Source organism: Pseudomonas crudilactis (assembly GCF_013433315.1).
Lineage (GTDB): Bacteria > Pseudomonadota > Gammaproteobacteria > Pseudomonadales > Pseudomonadaceae > Aquipseudomonas > Aquipseudomonas crudilactis.
On the sequence record NZ_WXVV01000006.1, the window covers coordinates 158,404 to 180,843 of the forward strand.

General features: G+C 50.3%; 19 protein-coding genes. 4 read left to right on the forward strand and 15 right to left on the reverse strand.

Annotation, left to right across the window (positions count from 1 at the left end; genetic code table 11):
• Positions 1-11: 11 nt before the first annotated feature.
• The 14 genes from GTU76_RS08860 to GTU76_RS29955 all read right to left on the reverse strand — a co-directional run bounded on the left by GTU76_RS08860 (position 12) and on the right by GTU76_RS29955 (position 16,202).
• On the reverse strand, positions 12-2,144 hold the full coding sequence (locus tag GTU76_RS08860) for an ArnT family glycosyltransferase (protein ID WP_175553543.1): 2,133 nt from the start codon (positions 2,142-2,144) through the stop codon (positions 12-14).
• A gap of 76 nt (positions 2,145-2,220) precedes the next feature.
• Positions 2,221-3,357, reverse strand: a complete 1,137-nt coding sequence (locus tag GTU76_RS08865) for a glycosyltransferase family 4 protein (RefSeq protein ID WP_180698453.1) — start codon at positions 3,355-3,357, stop codon at positions 2,221-2,223.
• Positions 3,358-3,373: 16 nt separating this feature from the next.
• Positions 3,374-6,799 carry a glycoside hydrolase family 99-like domain-containing protein gene (locus GTU76_RS08870; protein ID WP_180698454.1) on the reverse strand — a complete coding sequence of 1,142 codons (3,426 nt, stop codon included), beginning with the start codon at positions 6,797-6,799 and terminating at the stop codon, positions 3,374-3,376.
• Positions 6,796-8,142 (reverse strand): ABC transporter ATP-binding protein, encoded by a 1,347-nt coding sequence (locus GTU76_RS08875; protein WP_175553542.1) that lies wholly within the window; start codon positions 8,140-8,142, stop codon positions 6,796-6,798. The genes GTU76_RS08870 and GTU76_RS08875 overlap by 4 nt, the downstream gene beginning before the upstream one ends.
• Entirely contained in the window at positions 8,132-8,950 is an 819-nt protein-coding gene (locus tag GTU76_RS08880) for an ABC transporter permease (RefSeq protein ID WP_175553541.1), read from the reverse strand. Before GTU76_RS08880 ends, GTU76_RS08875 begins: the two co-directional genes overlap by 11 nt.
• 255 nt (positions 8,951-9,205) lie before the next feature.
• Positions 9,206-10,216 (reverse strand): MraY family glycosyltransferase, encoded by a 1,011-nt coding sequence (locus GTU76_RS08885; RefSeq protein WP_016986944.1) that lies wholly within the window; start codon positions 10,214-10,216, stop codon positions 9,206-9,208.
• Entirely contained in the window at positions 10,213-11,217 is a 1,005-nt protein-coding gene (locus GTU76_RS08890; protein WP_343057472.1) for a UDP-glucose 4-epimerase family protein, read from the reverse strand. Before GTU76_RS08890 ends, GTU76_RS08885 begins: the two co-directional genes overlap by 4 nt.
• The gene (locus GTU76_RS08895; RefSeq protein WP_180698455.1) at positions 11,172-12,095 is read right to left on the reverse strand and encodes a glycosyltransferase; all 924 of its coding nucleotides are present in this window, start codon (positions 12,093-12,095) and stop codon (positions 11,172-11,174) included. Before GTU76_RS08895 ends, GTU76_RS08890 begins: the two co-directional genes overlap by 46 nt.
• 52 nt (positions 12,096-12,147) lie before the next feature.
• Positions 12,148-13,038, reverse strand: coding sequence for a glucose-1-phosphate thymidylyltransferase RfbA (gene rfbA, locus GTU76_RS08900; RefSeq protein WP_180698456.1), 891 nt, complete (start codon positions 13,036-13,038; stop codon positions 12,148-12,150).
• Positions 13,035-13,928, reverse strand: a complete 894-nt coding sequence (gene rfbD, locus GTU76_RS08905; protein WP_180698457.1) for a dTDP-4-dehydrorhamnose reductase — start codon at positions 13,926-13,928, stop codon at positions 13,035-13,037. The genes rfbA and rfbD overlap by 4 nt, the downstream gene beginning before the upstream one ends.
• Positions 13,925-15,001, reverse strand: a complete 1,077-nt coding sequence (gene rfbB, locus GTU76_RS08910; RefSeq protein ID WP_016986948.1) for a dTDP-glucose 4,6-dehydratase — start codon at positions 14,999-15,001, stop codon at positions 13,925-13,927. Before rfbB ends, rfbD begins: the two co-directional genes overlap by 4 nt.
• Before the next feature lie 209 nt (positions 15,002-15,210).
• Positions 15,211-15,450, reverse strand: coding sequence for a lipopolysaccharide assembly protein LapA domain-containing protein (locus GTU76_RS08915; RefSeq protein WP_016986949.1), 240 nt, complete (start codon positions 15,448-15,450; stop codon positions 15,211-15,213).
• A 27-nt stretch (positions 15,451-15,477) separates the two neighbouring features.
• Complete coding sequence (gene ihfB / locus GTU76_RS08920) at positions 15,478-15,774, reverse strand: integration host factor subunit beta (RefSeq protein ID WP_003189779.1); 297 nt, start codon at positions 15,772-15,774, stop codon at positions 15,478-15,480.
• Positions 15,775-15,923: 149 nt separating this feature from the next.
• Positions 15,924-16,202 (reverse strand): hypothetical protein, encoded by a 279-nt coding sequence (locus tag GTU76_RS29955; RefSeq protein ID WP_016986950.1) that lies wholly within the window; start codon positions 16,200-16,202, stop codon positions 15,924-15,926.
• Positions 16,203-16,595: 393 nt separating this feature from the next.
• On the opposite strand from GTU76_RS29955, the gene GTU76_RS08925 reads away from it, so the two are divergent.
• Genes GTU76_RS08925 through GTU76_RS08940 form a run of 4 tightly spaced genes read left to right on the forward strand, consistent with a single transcriptional unit; the run spans position 16,596 to position 20,645 of the window.
• The gene (locus GTU76_RS08925) at positions 16,596-17,390 is read left to right on the forward strand and encodes a class I SAM-dependent methyltransferase (RefSeq protein WP_016986951.1); all 795 of its coding nucleotides are present in this window, start codon (positions 16,596-16,598) and stop codon (positions 17,388-17,390) included.
• Positions 17,387-17,794 carry a GtrA family protein gene (locus GTU76_RS08930; RefSeq protein ID WP_175553538.1) on the forward strand — a complete coding sequence of 136 codons (408 nt, stop codon included), beginning with the start codon at positions 17,387-17,389 and terminating at the stop codon, positions 17,792-17,794. The genes GTU76_RS08925 and GTU76_RS08930 overlap by 4 nt, the downstream gene beginning before the upstream one ends.
• Positions 17,795-17,797: 3 nt before the next feature.
• The gene (locus GTU76_RS08935; RefSeq protein WP_016986953.1) at positions 17,798-19,078 is read left to right on the forward strand and encodes an NAD-dependent epimerase/dehydratase family protein; all 1,281 of its coding nucleotides are present in this window, start codon (positions 17,798-17,800) and stop codon (positions 19,076-19,078) included.
• A complete protein-coding gene (locus GTU76_RS08940) occupies positions 19,068-20,645 on the forward strand; it encodes an FAD-dependent oxidoreductase (protein ID WP_175553537.1) in 1,578 nt (525 codons plus the stop codon). Before GTU76_RS08935 ends, GTU76_RS08940 begins: the two co-directional genes overlap by 11 nt.
• Before the next feature lie 108 nt (positions 20,646-20,753).
• On the opposite strand, the gene rpsA is transcribed toward GTU76_RS08940, so the two are convergent.
• Positions 20,754-22,436 (reverse strand): 30S ribosomal protein S1, encoded by a 1,683-nt coding sequence (gene rpsA / locus GTU76_RS08945; protein ID WP_007908431.1) that lies wholly within the window; start codon positions 22,434-22,436, stop codon positions 20,754-20,756.
• Positions 22,437-22,440 lie beyond the last annotated feature (4 nt).

Consider the following 22,440-nt stretch of genomic DNA (forward strand, 5'->3'; position numbering starts at 1 on the left):
TACAAGTGAGTTTAGTGCACTGAAATCACTTCTACTGAAAGCGAGGAGAGTGCTACACCTAACGCTCTGGTCGACCCGAGCGGTTTCAAGGGTTTTGACGACACCAAAATATGTTGTGTCGGCTCCTTAACATCAACGGAGAACTCATAATCTTCCCGGACATCACTCATCTTTATAGGAGTTACCGTTCCACCGATCCTGATCTCAACTGGCTCCACGGTATTCTCCTTGAGGGCCCATCCGGAAATTTTGACCTTGAGCTTTCCAGAAACCTCTTTGGACAGTTTGATCGAAGCTTCCCGCTCCGATGTCCATACCCCCCATTCTTCAGCCTCGTTGAACCCGCGGAATACGCTTCGGTTGCCGGCTTTCTTGAGGTCTATCGAGATTTTCTCGCCTGCGGCAAGAGTTCCTTCACTTTCAATCAAATAAAATCTCAGTGGCTTTAGATCCGCGATTAACGTGGTTTTCATTTGCAGATCATAATCCCCATCAACCACGAGCCAGTCTGCCCCTGCGATGTCCTGACCGGTAATTACACTCCCTGGTAACCGATCAAGAGGCCGAACTGCTTTCCCTAGATTAAACAGCGCGTAGGACTCTCGGCCGAACCTTTCTTGAGATACCAGCACGCCATCGCCATAATCACCGGCATTTATCAATTGACCTAATACCCGGGTTTTACTCGATACATCTTTATTATTTGATAAGTGCTTAACAAGCCAAGAGTAATTCTGCAACAAGCCGACAACCAATATTGCAAACAAGAATATTGTGTAGCCTCGAAAAAACAGTCGCGTCCGGCTTACACAATAAACAATTCCAGCAAGCAGGCCCGCGTACAGCACATACCCCCAATGTCCAAACTGAGAGTTATAGTTCCAGAGATACCAGTTCTTGCTATTAAAGAAAGCAAAGAGCAGCGGGTTATCCCACGGGTAGATCTTGATAAGCCCATTGACCAAGAACAACGACAGAACTACTGCCAATAACGAAATGCCAAGCATTAATTTCCGATTTTTTTCGGGACATTGAGCAACCGCATAAAAATAAAGTCCCGGCAGTAACACTATTGCGGGCCCTAAGTAACGTCCGTGCAAACGAAAGGCTTCACTATCCTTTAACAAGGCTGCGCCGGCGGTGAACCACGCCGTCATCGCCACGTGCACCCCGATCAGAGCCAGAGCAAAGACTGCCAGCATCAGCTTTGCAGATTCTGAGGATAGCGAATCGGCCGGTCTGGATAATCCTCGAAAAGTACCGGCTACCGCCCAATAAATCACCGGCGCAAAAACCATGCAAATAACAACTGCATGCAGCGAAAAATACAAACCGAAAAGAATAATTTTTCCTAGGAGGGTGACTTTTCCAGATGCGGGCTCGATATACTGCCCATAAAACGAAAGCCCCAGTGCGTTGGATGGATTGAAACTCCACACCCCGCTTAGCATTCCCCATATAAGAACAGTCGTTAAATAAGCGAACACGATAAAAATCAGCACATGGAACGCACTGCGTTTCAGGTAACCGATTTTATCAATAGAGATCCGGTATACCGCTATAGCCCCGATTACGGCAAGCATAATCGCCAGAGCATGGGGTTTAATCAGAATCGCAACCGCCACCAGGACGCCCGCCAGCACACATGCCAGATATGGACGACTTGTGTAGCCACGTACCATCACATATCCGAGAATCGAAGAAAGCAGTACCAGTTCGACTTCGGGCATTACGGCGTAAATGTATATCTGGGACGGTAGCAATAAAAATGCGCACACTCCCAACACACTATAATTGCGACCTAGAGTCGGTGACACCGTCTTGAACAAAACAACCGCGGCAGTCAGATACTCTGCGATATGTACAAGCCTGTAACCAATAACAAACTGTTCATTGAAAACATTATAAAAAAAACGAACGATCGAAAAATACAGTACATTTGTTAGTTGTTGGAGAGATGGATCTCTTTCATGAATCATTTGAAGATCAGAGGAAAATTTCCCGCTGATAAAGTAAACATACTCATCAGATGCGAATATCGGTGTGCCCGCGACAACCGAGAAACCAAAAAACAGCATTGCTGCAATCAGCAATAAATATGGCAAGGAAATACTGAACCTGTCGCCAAACGGATTTACTATCATCACCCTTCTCTCAGCCTGATTATTTCTTTGTCATGTGCCTCTCGGCACATGACATCGGCAACCTGTACCAATCAGGTCAGGAGATTAATTTCCGAATCTGAGCCAGCCTTTCCGCATAGCGAAGACCGGTCTGTCGGTAACTGAAGTGAGTACGCATATGAGTGCTGGCTTTCTTGCCCACATCACGTCCAAGGCCGGGGTTATCAACAAGTTTCACCATGTAATCTGCTGCCTGCTCGATATCCGGGTCCGCCCAAACCTGATTCTCGTAAAAAGGATACTCTCCTTCGAGGACAGGAATTAGCGAATATTGAACCGGCAAAGAAACATCATCACTCATGAAATCAAGGTTCCCCGAGTATGAGGTGGCAATTACCGGCTTGCCCAGAACCATAGCTTCAGCAATTCCAAAGCCGTACCCTTCTGATCGATGCAGCGAAACAAAGCAGTCGCACGATCGGGCCAGATTCTTCACCTCGTTACTGCTCATACCGCGGTGAATCAGTGTGACTTGCTGGTGAAGGTCCTTGACCTGCTCGCTTAACTCCTTGAAAGCCTCCGGATTGGTTTCGACCCCATTAACCTTGATAACCAGATGAGCTTTGGAATAGGGACGTTGCTCGAGGAGTTTGCGGAACGCCGCCACCACGCCCTCTGGATTTTTTCGGGTCGAGTACGAGCGGAGGTCGTAAAAAAACAGAAAGGTGTAATCCGATTCAGGGATACCAAAATACCGCCGGCCTAGAAAGCCATCAAGGCTGATCTCACACGACAATGGCATGTGATAGACGTCCTTGGAACAAGCCTCTGACAATCCATCCAGGATAAACTTCGAAGGTGCCCAGATTTCATCGAACTTATCCAGGTAGTCAGCCCAGACTTTTGGATAATTGGGCAACTCCCAGAGCGGATAGATAACGTTGTATCCAGAGAGCTCATGAAGATTGGCAAGGTGCTTAAGAGCCTGCTCAACTTCGTTCCCATTGATATGAAAAATATTGATGGGTGCCAATCGTTTAGCGATAACCCCCGAAAATTCCTCCAACTCCACGTCAGAGGGCGTTTCAATCTGATATATATCAATCAGATTTGGAGTTTGATGAACTCGCTTGAAAGACCGGAAGGAAGCGCGAATATGCTCGCCCATACCAATAGGAGCATAGGGATGCCCCACCAGACATACATCATCTTTAACCACACTAGTACGCGTCATAATATTAACCAGTCTGTTATTTTTTCAACAAAAGCGATGCATCGGTAGCATTCTTCACAGCTTCAAGATATGTGTGCCCGTAGCGACGATCAGGTTCCAGATACGCACCTTCAGCCCATTCGTTCCAAGCGTTTACAAAAACGATCTGCTCATCTCCAAAATTCTGATGCCTGGTTTCCTCAAGTGCATCTTCAAGCCAGGCTTGGAATGCTCCCGGAGAGGCATTTTCGAAACAGAAGCTATTATCCTGACGACGTGCAGTGTTATCCCAACCCGGCATCACCCCTTTGAATCGGGTATAAGCAGGCGCTTGTCTGGTTGCGTACCTCACTGCCAAATCGCGATAATCCGCCGTGCTTCCCTTGAAATCCGGATTCAGCAACTTTCCTGAAGGTTTCTTCTGTTCGGCCAAGCCCTGAGGCGGAAACTCCACAGCGGAGTCACAACCAAATTGCGCAGGTGGCGTGCCGGCACTAACCAGTTCGAAAGACTCAACCATAGCGATATAGATTTCGCCAAGCCCCTGCTCTCGACATACCTGTCGCCATCTCGCAGCTGTTCCCGCGAAGTTAGGAAACAGCGTGACTCGGTACACCAATATCAGCGGGCGACCATCGATTTTTATGTAGCGTTCATCGCGGAAAAACCGGATCAAGTCACTGATAACTGCTTTGTCATCCTCTTCGGAATGTGCTTGCGCCATCAAGACTTCATTTTCTTGACCATCCCATCGACGTGTCCAGTTCTCGTTTGCCCAGCACAGGCAAAACGGAACATCGGCGGTTTTATCTTCAAGCAACTGTTCGACCGGACGTTCAAGCAAACGCTTTCCATCAAACCAGTAATAATAGAAGCAAAAACCATGCAGGCCGTATTTACGCGCCAGTTCAGCCTGCTGCTCCATAATTTCCAGCAAGCGCAGGTCGTAATAGCCGATATCAGCAGGTAATCGAGGTTGATAGTGACCCTCGAAGTTTGGACGAGCCTTACTTACGTTAGTCCACTCCGTAAACCCCTTGCCCCACCATTGATCATTCTCTGCTACCGGATGAAATTGCGGCAGGTAGAAGCTGATGATTCTCGGAGTCGAGTGCTGCTCGAGTGTTGGCCCCCATTTTGCCTGCAATGTATTGATATTGTTTGCAATGCAGGACCGCTTAAATTCTTCATTGACACTGTCAGTCGTTTTGGACAGGTGATGAACAATTGTTGCTAATGGATTGTAGTAAATATCATAGCCTTTAGCCCTGACACTCAAACAAAGATCACTGTCTTCACAATAGCAAGGCAGAAACTCTTCCGAAAATCCTCCAATCTCCTTCAGCACCGGCGTAGGTAACAGAAGGCAAGCACCAGAAACATAATCGACACGACGAATATAATTGTATCTCGGCAGACTCGCATCCTGATTCAAGCCCACCATCACCGAACTTCCGTCGGACATCAGTGCTGCACCGGCCTCTTGCAAATGGCCTGTCGGATATACGAATTTTGGCCCGACAACTCCGACATTAGGGTAATCAACAAAAGTCGCTAGCAGTGTGTCAAGCCAGTCTTTTGTTACCTGAACGTCGTTATTAAGAAATAGCGTGAATTCGCCCTTCACCATTTCAAGAGCGTTATTGCAGTTTCTCAAAAAGCCAAGATTACTTTCGTTTCTGACGTAACGAATATTCTTTATCAGTTCAAGTACCCGTGGCGTGTCATCTACTGACGCATCATCAGCGACTATGATTTCGTAGGAAACTTTAGAACCACTGTATTTGGCGATAGAACTCAAGCACTCCAAAGTAAGCGCAAGGTTGTTGAATACCGGGATAATGATAGAAATTTTCGGGTTTGCCACCAGCTCCGGAAACCGGAGGCCCGTCGCGACGCTGGCCAATGTAGAGGAATCAAGAGTGATCAGTTCGACCGGCTCAATCCGACGATCCTCCATGAACTTGCGCTTCTCAGCGACGATGCGTTGTTTAACCGAGTGATAGTCCTTCCACTCCCAAACGCCATCGGCACGTGGCAGGTCAACGCTCACGATAACGTTATCGCTAACCGACCCGGAACTGACGGGAGCCGGATTATCCCAATGCTTGTCAACTTTACGAAACTCTTTCCAGGTTTTGTACGCACCAAAACGCTGGAAAAACAAACCAAAATAGGTAAATGCAAAACTCTTCAGCTTTTGCTTACGATACTGGCTAACTGGCAAGGCACGGTAGCACCTCAGTATCAGTGTTCCTAACACCACAATGACCTTCCTTTTGAAAGTGACTATAGCTCTAAGTGGAGAAGTCAGACGCCAACTTGTAGACGCTCTGATCTCATCAACCATGCCTTGGTATAAATCCCGGCTATTGGTTAATTCTAGAACTTGATTATTCAGTTGTGCTTTTGCAAGTAAAAGTTTTTCAACTTCAATACGAGATTGTTGCTGAGCGGATATGAGTTGTTCACGCTCAATTCGAAAATATTCGTGCATTGAAAGAAAGAATTCCGTTTGAACACCGTTAGAACTATCGTCGTTTCCTTTGAAGCCCAATAAAGCTTCATAGGCTGAGGCCTGTACTTTTAGCTTCTCCTCCGCCAGATTGCTCAAGAACGTCGTAGATTGACTGCACAGACTAACCAGAGTCGACAATAGTCGGGTTCCCGCCTCGACGGAGACAATCGAGTAGATCTCGTTAGCAGGAACGGTGATTCGACCAAGCTCTTCCCAACTGCCAATATCCAATGCCAATACGACAGCGGTATCTAAGGAGAGCGCGTCAATGTTCCTGGATCGACTCAATCCCACATAGATCACGTTTTGCTTGACCCATATACCCCTTGTGTAGCCACCAAGATTCTTTGAGCGAACCAGAATACCTTCGGGGGAAAATTCACACAGTTCTTTCATCTCAGAGTTTGCAATCAGCAAATTCTGACCATGTTGAATCACACTGTGCGGCTGGGAAAGTCCTCGAATCAACACATCTCCGCTTTCAAGATCTTTTACAAAACCCTGTTCAAGGGTATTTCCCTTGTAGCCTCGATGCTCTGAAAACTCTCCGAACGCGGAGTAAACGATCTTACCATTCCATACTGCCAAACAATTAAGGTGCTGAGAGTCTTCTTCACCGGGCATCCGCCACCGGCGCAATTCGCGACCACTGGCATCGAATTTGACGACTTCATTTCGGGTTGTTCCGACAACATAAAAAAACCCGTTCAGTGCGATGACATCGTGAATATCACCAATATCAGCAACACTTTCATCGATAATAAAAGTCTTTTCACCAAGAGCCCACAACTGATCAGGCTGGACTGCTCTGAAGAAATAATCAGCACTGAAGCCCAGACCGACGGTATTGATACCGTCCAACTGAACAACTTTACCTTCGCAAACAAAAAACAACCCGCCGCCATTAGGCGAGGAAATAAACAAATCAGAAAATAATTCTTTCATATCTTTGCCACACCTGAAACACAGCCAAAATCGATAATTTCGGTCGCCAAGTTATCTTGAATAGGGGAAACTCTGAAAACGAACGCATCGACTAGCCGGTGGAGTACGGTCTCCTCTCCACTTGAGTCCACGCAGCCGAACACCCCTGCGTTTAGAAAGTACGTTCCAGGATTGAGCGAGCACGTAAAATCAAAAGTGACATTCAGCGTGGTACCTTGCTCTACTTTGGCCATGGAGTTCTTCATGGATGAACTATGAGCGCCGCCTAGTGAGAACCCCGTCGTTGTGCGAACCACCATACCGAACCGTACGCCCGTTGCCGCAAAATCGAACTTTACGTCAAACGAGTATCTGTAAACTCGCCCCCGGTGAAGGTTATTTACGACTTGTAAAGCATCGTTCGTAATATGCGGGTTTGAAATATAGGCACCATGGGATTCAAACTCAATCGTCGAAATTGACTTCAGGTGCGGATCGAAAAACTCCAGTTGGTCAGCTTCATTGCGCACCGCAACCTCAGCAGTGTGCGAGGCGGAGCTGCCGCTCTCCTTGCCCAACACCACCGATTGACGAATCTCATCGCAAATCTCATTGCGCTTTTCCGCAGGGGCATATAGCAATTTCTGATAGTTGGCGACGATCTCCTTTGGAGATCCCATTGCCAGCATCTCACCGGAGTCGAGGAGGATCGCACTATCACAGAGCTCTACAATTGTTGTCCCGGAATGAGATACAAAAAGAATTGTTGCTCCCTTATTCTTGATCTCTTCAATCCGAGCAAAACATTTCCTTTGGAATAACTCATCTCCGACGGAAAGCGCTTCATCGACGATCAGAATTTCCGGATCGACATTGATCGCTACCGCAAACGCCAATCTAACCAACATTCCGCTTGAATAGGTTTTAACAGGCTGGTCGATAAACAAACCAATGCCTGCAAAATCAACTATTTCCTGGAATCGGCTATCGACCTCGTTTTTTGTCAGGCCCAATACAGCTGAGTTCATGTAGACGTTTTCACGTCCGGTAAACTCTGGATTAAATCCGGAGCCCAACTCCAGCAAGGCAGCGATCCTGCCAACCGTTTTGATCTCACCCTCACTCTGGCTCAACGTCCCACAAATCAACTGTAGAATGGTTGACTTTCCCGAGCCATTTCTTCCGACGATACCAACGGTTGTTCCCCGTTTTATATCGAAAGAAACGGACTTTAGCGCCCAAAACTCGCGATAATATTTTTTGGTGTCGGGCGTAAGCATTTGCAGAAGGCGATCCCGCGGCTTGTCGTAAATATGAAAGCATTTACTGACTTCGCTAACCTTAATTGCGACATCAGAGCACATCGCCAAACCCCTTCCTTGTTTTTTGAAACCAGGCAAACCCCAAACATGCGATAACAACCGAGCCCAGCAGATAGATCGACCAGCTGATCACATTGGGAACTTGTCCCCAAAACATTACTGATCTGGCCATTTCGATAACAGGGGTCAACGGATTAAAATTCAACAAATAACGATATTCCTCAGGCAAGGCCTCTACTGGATAGAATATCGGCGAAAGGAACATCAACACTGTAATGATCAAGCCAATAAATTGGGAGACATCACGCAAATATACGCCTAGCGATGCAAGTGCCCAAGTCAAACCCAGAATCAGAAATGCCAACGGCAATATGACCATTGGCAATAACAGAATAGAAACGTGAGGTACTCCGAATAGAATGGCATATACAGACACCCATACTATTATGCTAACTGCTGCGTGAAACAACGCGGATCCCAGCGCGACCCAAGGAAGAATCTCCAGTGGGAAAACCACCTTTTTCACATAGTTTGCGTTCGCCAGAATCAAACTTGGCGCCTTGCTTACGCACTCCGCAAAAAGGTTGAACATTATCAGACCGGCAAAAAGAACCAATGCAAACTCGGTTTTCGAATCACTGCCCGAATTCCAACGGGCTTTAAAAACGAAGCTGAATACAAATGTGTACACTGCAAGCATGAAAATCGGATTAAAAAATGACCAGAGGATCCCTAAGAACGATCCTCGATAACGTCCAACCACCTCGCGTTCGATTAATGCTCTAATCAAACCACGATTCAGGTAAAGACTAAGGATCATCTGTTTAGGTGATGATGAGAAAGCTCGCATCAGTTACTGACCTCTATCATTTCTTACTCTCTAATATCTTCGACAACTCAGACCTGTTTGAAAAGCGAGCGCCATAAATCTTGAACCAGCCGAATCGACCTCTTAGGTTCGCATAATTAGGCCAAACACGCCACTTGGGCTGTGATTTCGAAACACATTCAAAGCCCGGCTAGCACTCGACAAGAAACGTGTCAACACAAACATCTGCCAATACCACCGTTCAAGAAGCATACTTGTGTGAAACCACCGAAACGATCACTCGCTCTTCCCTGCACGAAATCGAATAGCGAGGGTGCAGAGTGGCACCCAAGCAACAAGCACTCCCCAGAATCCGTCCAGGAACCCCTTCATTACGAAAACGGAAATAGGTAGCAGCCACAGGACATTTATGAGTAATACACCCATGGTAACCTTGAAGTGCGATCCTGCAGCTTTGGCTGCGTGCTGATAAGCGTGAGAACAATGCGCTTGATAGACTTTTTCTCCACTGACCAACCGCCTGAACAGCGTCCATGTTGCATCAATAAAGAAGACGCTTGTCAGGATGATCCAGCACCACATCAACTCGGGAGATGCCTGGGCAGCCTGAATTGCAAGAACACCCAGCATCATGCCGAGAAATCCACTCCCGGCATCACCCATGAATATTCTTGCTGGGGGAAAATTCCAATATAGAAATCCAGCCACTGCGGCAGATAAAACCAAGGGCACAGTCAGTAGATTTGCGTTTCCGCTAATCCAGTAATTAATGCACATCCCCAGACATACAAAAATTGCCTGCACACTGGCAATACCGTCGATCCCATCCATGAAGTTATAGAGATTGAGTACCCAGACCAGGTAGATAACGGCAAGGATATTACCACCCCATGCCAGATCGACATCTACCCCCAGAATCCTGATGGGTGGCAGGCCATTCAACCAGAAAAGCGCCCAGCTGGCCGACAGGAAATGCCCAAGCAGACGCCATCGAGCAGGAACATGCCCGTGATCATCCACAAACCCGACCAGCGCAACCAGCGCCCCGGCACCCAGGAGGCCATACACCACGTCATTGGCAATCAGACCCAAGCCATTCAAAACCGGCAGGGAAAGGAGAAACGCAATGACTATGGCTACACCACCCCCCCTAGGAGTAGGCACTGTATGTGAACTGCGCTCATTTGGCACATCCATCAAACTTTTCGATAACGCGTAGCGGCGCAGGACGTAGGTACCGCCCCAAGAAATTGCAAATACGATCAGCAATAACAATCCGGCTATCATCGAATTTTACTTTCCTTGTAGTGAGTGATGGTTTCTCGAAAGGCTGTCACTCTGTCTACTGAAGGTGTCCAACCGAGCAGTTCTTCATTCTTCCTGATATCAACTTGCAATGAGTCACATATGCGCTGAACAACATCTTCCTTTCGAAACAACCGACCGATTACCTTTAACAGAAATACGGGCACCGGTAGCAAATTTGCTTTCTTGTTCATCGCGTTCGCTAATTCGCACAGGAGCTCAGTGGTTGAAAGATCAGCACCATCACTCGCCAAAAATACTTGATTTCGCGCAGCCGGATGGGACATACAAACAAAAATGAGATCGACCAAATTTCCAACCGCAACCAAACTACGCTGGTTATGCAGAGCACCAAATGGTAATGGCACGCCCTTATCAAGCCACTTCAACATACTCAGGAAGTTTGCTTTCACACCCGGCCCATAGACCAATGGCGGCCTGATAATTACCAACTCCATTTCAGAAGCATCGCAGATTTCACGAAGCGCCAATTCAGCTTCGTACTTGGAAATGCTGTAAGGATCGACAGGACCGGGGGTGTCGCTTGCCTTGAAAGGGCTATTTGACTGAGTCCTTTCGCCATTTACTTTGATCGTGCTTATGAAAACAAAACGTTTGACGCCCTCCTCGCAAGCGCGTCGAGCCAATCGGAGAGTCCCTTCCAGATTAGCCTTTCGAAACTCATATAACGCGTCTGCAGCAGTCTCGTTCATTACATGCACCCGAGCGGCGGAATGAACGACTACATCGACGTCTTGCATGGAGGGTAATGAGTTCCGAGCACACAGGTCGAATGCCCGGACCTGGCATACGCCTTGAAATCCCTGTACGTCTCGCACAGCAGCAATCGGTATGTAGCCCTGATCAATTTCAAGCCTGGACAGCAGCGCGCTACCGACAAACCCACTTGCACCGGTCACCAGTACTTTTAGCATCGTCATTTTTCTTTGTTTCCAGCTACTGCTTTCATCCAGCAGATACAAAAGAAAAGCACCTTGTCCCTGACGCGACGGCGACAGCGCCAAGCATAAAATGAAAGTTTGATGAGCTGGATACGACGAAACTCTCGCCATGATCTGACAAACGGGTCTTTATCTAGCCCGACCAAATGCGCAATTAACTGCACCTGATTGAACCACCAGCCATTGTGGATGGTTTTATAGCGGGAGACGAGAGAGCTCAATCCGGTATTCGCCCCGACCTGATTACTCTCATGCTGTCGGTATCTCATCGACGATACGGGATCTATATACCAACGATAACCATGGCTTCGAGCATACGCATAGCAGAACCAGTCATGAAGACTGACATCTTGCAATTGCTGCCAGTTACTCAGGATCGAACTCTTGAGCGATTCGGCCAACTGCTTACCCATCACATAAGTACAGCCAGGGCCCGCCGCTTCGAAGAGAAAATCCCAAGCGACCTGAGGCTGCGCCTTATCGAGCAGGCAGTCACTCCTGTCGGGCCAGAAGGCGATTACGTTACTAGAATAAGCATCGAAGCCACGCGCTTGAATTACCAGCGAGGCTCGCTGCAGCTTATCCGTATCCCAAATATCATCCTGATCAGCAAAAGCTACGGCATCGAAATCGTGAAATTCGACATCCCGCATCAACCTGAAGAAGTTTCGAGATGCGCCACCAAAAGCACCAGCAGGAGGAAGCAGAACAACATTGGAATGCTGCTCTGCGTAAGCCTCGCACCACGCCTCGGTACCATCGGTCGATGGATCGACGCTAATGTATATAACGAGATCGACCCCAACCTGGGCCTGGATCGACAGCAACTGCTGCTCGATCCATTGCATACCATTATAGGCCGCGAGCAGGACCGCGACCTTTTGACGAAATACTGGCATGCTATTCCTGCTTGCACTGGTTAGACACTGCTGTCCGAAAGTGGCTTTCGAATCAGTGAGAAGGCGAACTCAGTAGTTTTTGCAAGTACTGACCGTAGCCAGTTTTCTTCAAGGCTTCGGCTTGCGCAGCAAGCTGTTGTGCAGAGATCCAGCCATTATGGTAGGCAATCTCTTCCAGGCAAGCCACTTTCAGCCCCTGACGCTGCTCGATGGTATGAACAAAGTGACTGGCTTCCAACAGCGAGTCATGAGTCCCGGTATCCAACCAGGCGAAGCCCCTGCCCAACATCTCGACGTTCAGACTCTGGTTATCAAGATAGGCCTGATTGACATCAGTAATTTCAAGTTCACCACGTTCGGATGGTTTGATATTTTTCGCAATCTCCACAACTTGGTTGTCGTAGAAATACAAACCGGTAACGGCATAGTTTGACTTGGGCTTGGCAGGTTTTTCCTGAATGCTCAGCGCCTTGCCGGTACTATCAAACTCAACTACGCCAAATCGCTCCGGGTCAGAAACGTGATACCCAAAGACCGTCGCACCCTGCGTTTGCGCGCTGGCAGAACGCAGATTTTCTGAGAAGTGCTGACCATAGAAAATGTTGTCACCAAGGATAAGGCAGCATGGATCCTTGCCGATGAACTCCTCCCCAATGATAAAAGCCTGGGCCAATCCGTCCGGGCTAGGTTGCTCGGCATAAGAGAGATTGATGCCGTACAGACTGCCATCTCCCAGAAGCTTCTTAAAACAAGGCAGATCTTCAGGGGTGGAAATGATGAGAATTTCACGCATCCCGGCCAGCATCAGCACGGAGAGCGGATAAAAGATCATCGGCTTGTCGTAGATAGGCAACATTTGCTTGGAAACACCCAGTGTCAGCGGGTGCAGGCGTGTACCCGAGCCACCAGCCAGGATGATGCCTTTACGATTTGTCGTGGTCATTTGTTTAAAACTTCCCTAAGCATTCGAGTTACGCCACTTTGCCAATCCGGCAAGTGTAGAGAAAAATTGTCCCGCAGTTTGAAAGTATCCAACCGTGAATTCAGCGGACGGGCCGCTGGTGTTGGATAAGCGGTAGTCGGGATTGGCTCGAGCGCGCTAATCGCTAGAATCTCACCATTGGCTTTGGCGAAATCGATCACATGAGCGGCATAGTCATACCAGGACACTGCACCGCCGGCCGCCAGATGATACAGGCCAGCCAACTCAGGATTTATCAGGACCTGCCGGATTGCCAAAGCTGTCACGTCAGCGATCAAATCTGCACCCGTCGGGGCACCAACCTGGTCTTCGATGACATTGAGGATTTCGCGCTCCTTGGCCAGTCGCAGCATTGTCTTGGCAAAATTATTGCCGCGCGCACCATAAACCCAACTGGTACGGAAAATAAGATGCTGGCAGCCCGAGGCAGTGATTGCCTGTTCGCCGGCAAGCTTGCTGGCGCCATAGTGATTGACTGGGGAAACAGTGTCCGTCTCCTGCCAAGGCTTGTCGCCCTCGCCGCTGAACACATAGTCAGTCGAGTAATGGATTAACCAAGCGCCCAGGGATGCAGCCTCTTCAGCCATGACCTGAGTCGCTTGACCATTAACGCGATCGGCCAACTCTACTTCGGACTCTGCCTTATCGACCGCAGTATAAGCAGCTGCATTCACGATGATATCGGGAGCGATCTGACGGATCGTCTTGCGCAACAGTTCGGGATCGGACAGATCGCCAACCAAACCATCTACCGGGTTGCGATCAAGAGCAATCAACTCGCCAAGAGGGGCCAGGGAACGCTGCAACTCCCAGCCCACCTGACCATTTTTTCCCAAAAGAAGGATTTTCATGCTTTTTTTGAACGTTCTGCGTAGTTCTGATCGATCCACTGTTGGTAGCTGCCGCTCTTCACGTGCGCCACCCATTCAGAGTTGTTCAAATACCATTCAACGGTTTTGCGAATGCCGGTTTCAAAGGTTTCTTCAGGCGACCAGCCCAGCTCTCGCTGGATTTTGCTCGCATCAATGGCATAACGCTGATCATGGCCAGGACGATCGGCGACATAGGTGATCAGGCTTGCATGTGGACGATGAGCAGAGGCAGGGCACAACTCATCAAGCAGTGCACACAATGCGTTGACCACTTCAATATTCTGCTTTTCGTTATGACCACCGATGTTGTAAGTCTCGCCGACAACGCCTTCGGTGACGACTTTGTACAATGCCCGGGCATGATCCTCGACATAAAGCCAATCGCGAACCTGATTACCTTTTCCGTACACCGGCAGCGGCTTGCCTTCGAGGGCATTAAGAATAATCAGCGGAATCAACTTCTCCGGGAAGTGACACGGACCGTAGTTATTTGAGCAGTTGGTGACCAATGTTGGCAGGCCGTAAGTGCGCGCCCAAGCGCGAACCAAGTGGTCGGAACTGGCTTTGCTGGCCGAGTATGGCGAACTCGGTTGGTAAGGCGTGCTTTCAGTAAAGAGATCTTCCGGACCTTCGAGGTCACCGTACACTTCATCAGTTGAAATGTGATGGAAACGAAAGCTGCCCTTACGCATATCATCCATTGCCGCCCAATAATGACGAGCGGCCTCCAACAATACGTAGGTGCCAATGATGTTGGTCTGAATGAATTCGGACGGACCAGAGATAGAGCGATCGACGTGAGATTCTGCGGCCAGATGCATGATGGCATCCGGTTGATGCTCACGCAGAACACGATCAATCTGGTCTCGATCACAGATATCAACGCGTTCGAACGCATACCGCTCGCTCTGACTGACTTCAGCCAAAGACTCAAGGTTGCCGGCGTAGGTCAGCTTATCGACGTTAACGACAGAGTCGGTGGTACTGGAGATGATATGGCGAATGACTGCCGAGCCGATAAACCCGGCACCGCCGGTAACTAGAATTTTCACGCGAAACCATACCCTTGAGCTGCGGACAGCGCCTCAACGTGCGCCATCTGATCCATGAATGCAAAAGCCGTCAGACTTGAGGCTTCTGTAAAAACAAGCCGAAGCGATTGAGGAGTACACCACTATCGAACAGGGGCTGTATTTTACAGCTTAATGTACATTTTACTAATGGATATAGACGGGTAGCGACGCGATATCAAAGGAGGCCCTCAGTCGAGGCGCTTGCGCGCAATCCTGGACGGACGATTCAGGAACCAGCTCAATACTGGGCCTGCAACCATACCGATCAACAACGCCACGACTACCACCACCGACACTGGAAGCTGCGGGCCTGTCCAGCCGAGAAACGCCAGAGAGATCGCCTGCTGGTTTTCCAGAACGAATGCCAGGATCGCCAATACCAATAAAAGAACAAAAACACCAAGAAGCATGCGCTTGAGATTACGCATGAGCAAATTCCTGAACGGTAGCGACTGTCAAACGCCTTCCTCCTCTTCCTCGTTCACCCGATCGCGCAGCTCTTTACCGGGCTTGAAATGCGGAACAAATTTTCCGTCGAGACTGACAGATTGTCCGGTTTTAGGATTGCGACCGACGCGTGGCGCACGATAGTGCAAAGAGAAGCTGCCAAAACCACGGATCTCTATACGATCCCCGGTGGCAAGGCATTGAGACATTTGCTCAAGCATGGTCTTGATGGCCAACTCCACATCTTTGGATGAGAGCAGCCCTTGATGGGTGACAATTCGTTCGATCAACTCCGACTTCGTCATATTTTTCCCTTCTTTTTCAAGCAGCTAGATCATCGCTTCAGAGGTTTTAGCACGCCCAAAGGGTTTTGAACAGCCTAGGGATTGACATATATCGAACCCACACGCACGTCACTCTTGCCGTGGCTGGCAAAATCAGTCAATACGGAAGATCATCGACAGATGACCAGCATCGTACGAGTCAAGTAGCCAGCAGGATTAAAGCCGAAAGGGAAGTCATCGACGTCTTTTGCATCGTCGGATCTCACTATCACTTTATAGCCTGCACCCTTGCACTCTTTTGCCGCTCGCCTGTGGCATTTATCCCAACCCCCCCCTATTCCCGAGCAATCGACTTCGATACCACTGACGCCCCGCACAGCATGAGTTTTGGCGCTCGTGGAACAACCGGCCAATACCAACACTATCAGTGGCAATACGAACCTTTTCATTCACATCCTTATGCCAGAAACAACGCCCGGCTTTTCGACCCCAAACCAAAGAATAGCCTCGATTTACCTTACAGCCACGAAAACAGACCCGCTCACGAGCACATTCGTTTCATCCCAAGAGAGCAGAAAACAAGCCCCCACCCATGAAAGCGTATCTGCCGGCACCTCGAAACCCTCCGGCCCGGCGGTCACCAAAACGCCCCTGACAGAAGTGAGCGATCGGATATACTCCTTCGATTTAAACGTGTCAGCCGCCCGACCCTACATTGAGAACCGGATCTGAAGCGTCAGCTTGGCTAGAAAGCCCTTGGCATCAGACCCTGCAAAAACGAACGCACTGCCAAAATCCCTGGAAATCAACTAACAATAAAATCGATTGATGTGGAGTAAGCAATGAAAGGATTTATAGCGTTTCTTTCTGAACCCTCACTGAAAAAATTCGACGTTGACGGCATCGAGCGCATCGAGCTTCACAGTAAGGTTCTGGAAACAAAGCAGATGCTCAAGGAAGTCTTCGTTGAGTTTCATCACTCATTTCATGAACTGGCCGCTCGCCATATTCCAGCCAAAGGATTGGAAGTAGAACTCGGAGCCGGTGTTGCCCCGATGCGCGACACCTATCGGCAGGTACTGGCAACAGACATCGTTGCCGCCCCTTATCTGGACCAGGTCGTAGACGCACAGAATATGGAGCTGGACGATGCAGGCGTCGCCGTCTTCTATGGGCAGAATTGCTTTCACCACTTCCCGGAACCTGATCTCTTTTTCAATGAGGTCAAGCGAACCCTCAAACCCGGAGGCGGTTTGATCCTGATCGAACCTTATTACGGGCCGCTGGCTAGCACTCTCTATAAGCGGATGTTCAAGTCCGAAGGGTTCGACAAGGCTTATGGGTCGTGGAACACGCCCGCGACCGGCCCAATGAATGGAGCAAACCAAGCCCTCAGTTTTCTCGTCTTCATTCGTGACAAAGAGGAGTTCGACCGCAAGCACCCAAGCTTGGAAATAGTCCACCAAGAGGTATGCAATAATTACCTCCGATACCTGATTTCCGGAGGCCTGAATTTCCGTCAGTTACTTCCGAATTTCTGCACGCCCCTCATCAAACTGCTCGAAAAGATCTTGCAGCCGCTGAATACGTTATTGGGCCTGCATCACATTATAGTAATAAGGAAAAAACCAGCTTGACATTTGCAAAGTATATGGGCGTACAGCTATTCGCTTACGCCCTGGACATGAGCTCGTTCCTTTTGTTCGCCCACCTGCTCGACGGCCAACACATTCTTGCCAACATTTTCAGCAAATTGTTTTCAGGGATATTCGCGTTTTTCCTGCACCGTCACTTTACATTTCAGTCTACTGAGACCAGCCGCCGGACCCAGGCGATTCGCTACTTTTCGCTGCTCGCGATAAACATTCCGGTTTCGTCAGGACTTTTCACCCTGACTCTGGCACTTGTTGCGCCGCCCGCCCTGGCAAAGTTTTTGTCGGACGCTGCCTGCACGGCAATGACTTACTGGATCAGCAAAGTCGCGATCTTCCACAAAAAAACCCCACAGAATGAGAAGTCCGTAGACTCGAAAGGCTTATAAACAATGAAACTGCTGATTACCGGCGCCACGGGATATATTGGTGAACGACTGACCAGCTTGGCAGCCAGAGATGGACATGACGTCTATTGCGCCAGCCGCAAACCTACTCTGACGAAGTACAAATGGCTGCCATTCGACTTGGGCTCACCCACGCTCGAAATACCGCAAGATTGCAAGGCACTGGTCCACCTTGCCGCCGATACCAGCCACAACAAGAACACGTCCTCCGAAACCGAAATAATCGCTGCCAGAGCGCTAATTCAACAGTCATCACTCACCGGCACGAAGATCATCTTCATCTCCAGCCAGACCGCTTCGCCTGACGCACCGACTTCGTACGGGCAGACCAAGTGGCGCATTGAACAGGACATCCTTGCCGCCGGTGGCGTGGTGATCAGACCAGGACAGGTGTATGGCGGCCAGGAGCGCGGACTTTTTGGGGTTCTGTCGTCATTGGTGCGTCGCGTGCCGGCCATTCCTGCCCTGCTACCGGCACCGTTGATCCAGCCCATACACGTTGACGACCTGGCCGCAGCGATACTCACGGCAGCCGACAATAACGACATTAGAGGGGAAACCCTTTCGCTGGGGATGATCCAGCCCATCTCCTTTGGCGCCTTCCTGGAATCCATCGCGACCGACAAGCTGCACAAGCTCCGCTTACCTGTGCCGCTTCCCGTCCCCCTGATTAACCTCGGCACCGCGATCCTCGGAAAAAACCTGACCGCCAGGCTGGGACTTGATCGCCTGCTCTCGCTACTAAGCCTCAAGCCGATGCAATCGCAAGCCTCACTGATCCGACTAGGAATAACGCTGCGACCGCTTGCCGATGGAATGCACAAATCCGGGAGCGGCCGGCGTCGGCGCCTGCTTATCGAAGCCAATACCTTTTTGAGCTACCTGCTCAAATGCCAACCACACAAAGACTTGCTTCGTCGCTACGCGAGAGCCATCGAGATCCTTGATGACGGGCAGGCGCTGCTTGACTCCAAAACGCTCTCAAAACTTCCCTGCGCCGTGGCTCTTCTGGACACCGGCGCTGTGCGAAACACAGTGTACGGACAAGCCATTTCCAGGCGACTGCACATGGCAACGGCGTTGGCGGAAGCCAGCCCCCAAGGTGCCAGCACCTTTCTCGGGCTCAAGCGGCCCGCAGGATTTGCCAGAGCCTTTATTGCGCTGGGCATGGCCGTGCTGAAGGACATCTGCTGGCGCGTACTGTCCATCGTTGCCAGCCCGGTGCTTCCACGCCTCGTTAAAAGGAAGATCCAGCGTGACGACTGATTTTGATGTGATCATTGTGGGCAGCGGCCCGGCAGGAACCTCGGCGGCCTATCCATTGGTCCAGGCCGGACTGCGCGTGCTAATGGTTGATGCCAGCACCCCATCCCACAATCCCCCCCCCCCGGCCGGCAACTACCTCCATAACCGGGCAACCGATCCACTGCAATGGAAATGGATGGTCGGCGAGAGCTTCCACGCTCTCAACAATATGGATGCGGTTTCTCCAAAGCTGAAAACCCCCACGCACAAAAAAACCTTCGACCGCTTCAATGAAGCCAACGGCTTGAAGACAGAGAACTTCATCTCGATTGGCTCGCTGGCAACCGGAGGCCTTTCAAATGCGTGGGGCTGTGGCGTAGCACGATTCAATACAAATGATTTCGCAGGACTGAACCTGGCGCAGTCCGGGATTGAAGAATCCTACGAGATCGTTGCAAAACGCATGGGCATCAGCGGAAATGGCGCGGATGACCTGTCCGGCTATTTCGGCGTAGATCAGTGGGCGCAACCCTCGATCCCGATGGACAACCTTCATCACCAACTGCTGGGCAAATACACCCGTCAACGACAATCCGCACCCGCAAGCGGGTTTCGCATGGGGCGCTCACGCATCGCCGTATTGAGTCAGAACCTTGATGACCGCAAAGCCTGCGATCTCTCAGGCAACTGTTTGTGGGGATGTGACAATCACTCACTTTACTCGGCAGAGCAGGAAATTCCGAAACTGAAAGCCTACCCCGGATTTTTCCATGAGACCGGCTTTCTGGTTGACGCCATCAGCAAGCACAACGACGTTTGGACGATCTCCGACAAGCAAGGCCGAACAACGTTTTCGGCCAAACGACTGTTACTCGCCGCCGGCACCCTGGCGACGACAAAGCTGACACTCCAATATCTAGGGCACACCGCTCCTGTCGCACTTCAATCTTCTCCCACCGCGGCCTTCCTGCTTTGGCTGCCGCAACAACTGGGAGCACAGAGAGCGTCGACAGTAGGCTTGGGACAGTTGTCATTTGCCCTTGAGCTAGGTCCTGAACTGACGGCGTTTGGCTCCACGTTCAGCACCACCGGCCTGCCCATGTCCGAATTCGTCAGCCGGGCCCCCTTGAGCAAAAGATATAGCATCGAGCTCATGAGCAACCTGTTGAGCTCATGCCTGGTAGGAAATGTCTTTTTGCCCGGACACCTGTCCAACCACAGTGCCACCCTGACCGATGACGGACGCCTGTCAATCAAAGGCGTAGAACATCCGGACACACCGGCACTGATGAAAAGAACACAGGCCCTACTGCGTAAAGCTTATTGGAAACTTGGGGCGATCCTGATGCCCATGAGCTTTACAGTGGGCAAACCGGGTGCAGACATTCACTACGCCTCAACTTTCCCCATGCGGGCAACCCCAGGTGAAGGCAACACAAACCTTGTTGGCGAATTGGCAGGACATGAAAACCTGCACATTGTTGATGGCGCATGCCTCCCTCAATTAACAGAGAAGTCCCACACCCTTACCATCATGGCAAACGCTGACCGCATCGCTCGAGCACTACTGACCAAAAGCACCGCCTGACCTGCGGAAAACTACAAGGGCCACATTCATTCACCCCACTAAACCGAGTCAAATCACAGGCACAAAAAAGGGCGACCGAAGTCGCCCTTTTTCATGATCAAGCAGAACTTAGTTCTGTTTGGCCATTGCCTGGCGCAGCAGTGCCGCCATGGTGGTGTCGCCAGCAGGAGCTTCCTCAGCCTTCAGGCTTTGGATAGCTTCTTTCTCTTCAGCATCGTCTTTCGACTTGATGGAGAGCTGGATCACGCGGCTCTTGCGGTCAACGCTGATGATCTTGGCTTCTACTTCCTGGCCTTCTTTCAGAACGTTGCGCGCGTCTTCAACGCGGTCACGGCTGATTTCGGAGGCTTTCAGAGTCGCTTCGATATCGTCGGCCAGAACGATGATGGCGCCTTTGGCGTCAACTTCTTTCACAGTGCCTTTAACGATTGCGCCTTTGTCGTTCTCTTGAACGTACTCGGAGAACGGATCGCTTTCCAGTTGCTTGATACCCAGGGAGATACGCTCGCGCTCTGGGTCAACCGACAGGATAACGGTGTCCAGCTCGTCGCCCTTCTTGAAACGACGAACAGCTTCTTCGCCAACTTCGTTCCAGGAGATGTCGGACAGGTGAACCAGACCGTCGATGCCGCCGTCCAGACCAATGAAGATACCGAAATCGGTGATCGACTTGATGGTGCCGGAGATTTTATCGCCCTTGTTGAACTGGCCAGAGAAATCTTCCCATGGGTTAGATTTGCACTGCTTGATGCCCAGGGAGATACGACGACGCTCTTCGTCGATGTCCAGAACCATAACTTCCACTTCGTCGCCGACTTGTACGACTTTCGAAGGGTGGATGTTCTTGTTGGTCCAGTCCATTTCCGAAACGTGTACCAGACCTTCAACGCCTTCTTCCAGCTCAGCGAAGCAGCCGTAGTCGGTCAGGTTGGTTACACGAGCGGTAACGCGAGTGCTTTCTGGGTAACGGGCTTTGATAGCAACCCATGGATCTTCGCCCAGTTGCTTCAGGCCCAGGGAAACACGGTTGCGTTCGCGATCGTATTTCAGAACCTTAACGTCGATTTCGTCACCAACGTTGACGATCTCGGAAGGATGCTTGATGCGCTTCCAGGCCATGTCGGTGATGTGCAGCAGGCCGTCCACGCCACCCAGATCGACGAATGCGCCGTAATCGGTGAGGTTTTTGACGATACCTTTGACTTGCTGGCCTTCCTGCAGGGATTCCAGCAGAGCTTCACGCTCGGCGGAGTTCTCGGCTTCCAGGACGCTGCGACGGGAAACGACAACGTTGTTGCGCTTCTGGTCCAGCTTGATGACCTTGAATTCCAGCTCTTTGCCTTCCAGGTGCGTGGTGTCGCGCACTGGACGGACGTCAACCAGGGAACCTGGCAGGAACGCACGGATGCCGTTAACGTCGACAGTGAAGCCGCCTTTAACCTTACCGTTGATAACGCCCTTGACCACTTCCTCAGCTGCGAAGGCTGCTTCCAGAACGATCCAGCATTCAGCGCGCTTGGCTTTTTCACGGGACAGCTTGGTTTCACCGAAACCGTCTTCAACCGAGTCCAGAGCAACGTGAACTTCGTCACCGACATTGATAGTCAGATCGCCAGCGTCGTTGTAGAACTGCTCAAGCGGGATGAGTGCTTCAGACTTCAGGCCAGCGTGAACGGTTACCCAGCGAGCCTGGTAATCGATATCAACGATAACACCGGTGATGATGGAGCCTGCCTGAAGGTTCAGGGTTTTTAGGCTTTCTTCAAAGAGTTCCGCAAAGCTTTCGCTCATTTTA

Coding starts and splice junctions, on each gene's coding strand:
- GTU76_RS08915 (WP_016986949.1), bottom strand. CDS start 15,450: ATGCGTAATCTCAAGCGCATGCTTCTTGGTGTTTTTGTTCTTTTATTG.
- GTU76_RS08880 (WP_175553541.1), bottom strand. CDS start 8,950: ATGCGAGCTTTCTCATCATCACCTAAACAGATGATCCTTAGTCTTTAC.
- GTU76_RS08925 (WP_016986951.1), top strand. CDS start 16,596: ATGAAAGGATTTATAGCGTTTCTTTCTGAACCCTCACTGAAAAAATTC.
- GTU76_RS08870 (WP_180698454.1), bottom strand. CDS start 6,799: ATGAAAGAATTATTTTCTGATTTGTTTATTTCCTCGCCTAATGGCGGC.
- GTU76_RS08860 (WP_175553543.1), bottom strand. CDS start 2,144: ATGATAGTAAATCCGTTTGGCGACAGGTTCAGTATTTCCTTGCCATAT.
- GTU76_RS08865 (WP_180698453.1), bottom strand. CDS start 3,357: ATGACGCGTACTAGTGTGGTTAAAGATGATGTATGTCTGGTGGGGCAT.
- GTU76_RS08885 (WP_016986944.1), bottom strand. CDS start 10,216: ATGATAGCCGGATTGTTATTGCTGATCGTATTTGCAATTTCTTGGGGC.
- GTU76_RS08935 (WP_016986953.1), top strand. CDS start 17,798: ATGAAACTGCTGATTACCGGCGCCACGGGATATATTGGTGAACGACTG.
- GTU76_RS29955 (WP_016986950.1), bottom strand. CDS start 16,202: ATGAAAAGGTTCGTATTGCCACTGATAGTGTTGGTATTGGCCGGTTGT.
- rfbD (WP_180698457.1), bottom strand. CDS start 13,928: ATGAAAATCCTTCTTTTGGGAAAAAATGGTCAGGTGGGCTGGGAGTTG.
- rfbA (WP_180698456.1), bottom strand. CDS start 13,038: ATGACCACGACAAATCGTAAAGGCATCATCCTGGCTGGTGGCTCGGGT.
- GTU76_RS08895 (WP_180698455.1), bottom strand. CDS start 12,095: ATGCCAGTATTTCGTCAAAAGGTCGCGGTCCTGCTCGCGGCCTATAAT.
- GTU76_RS08875 (WP_175553542.1), bottom strand. CDS start 8,142: ATGTGCTCTGATGTCGCAATTAAGGTTAGCGAAGTCAGTAAATGCTTT.
- ihfB (WP_003189779.1), bottom strand. CDS start 15,774: ATGACGAAGTCGGAGTTGATCGAACGAATTGTCACCCATCAAGGGCTG.
- rpsA (WP_007908431.1), bottom strand. CDS start 22,436: ATGAGCGAAAGCTTTGCGGAACTCTTTGAAGAAAGCCTAAAAACCCTG.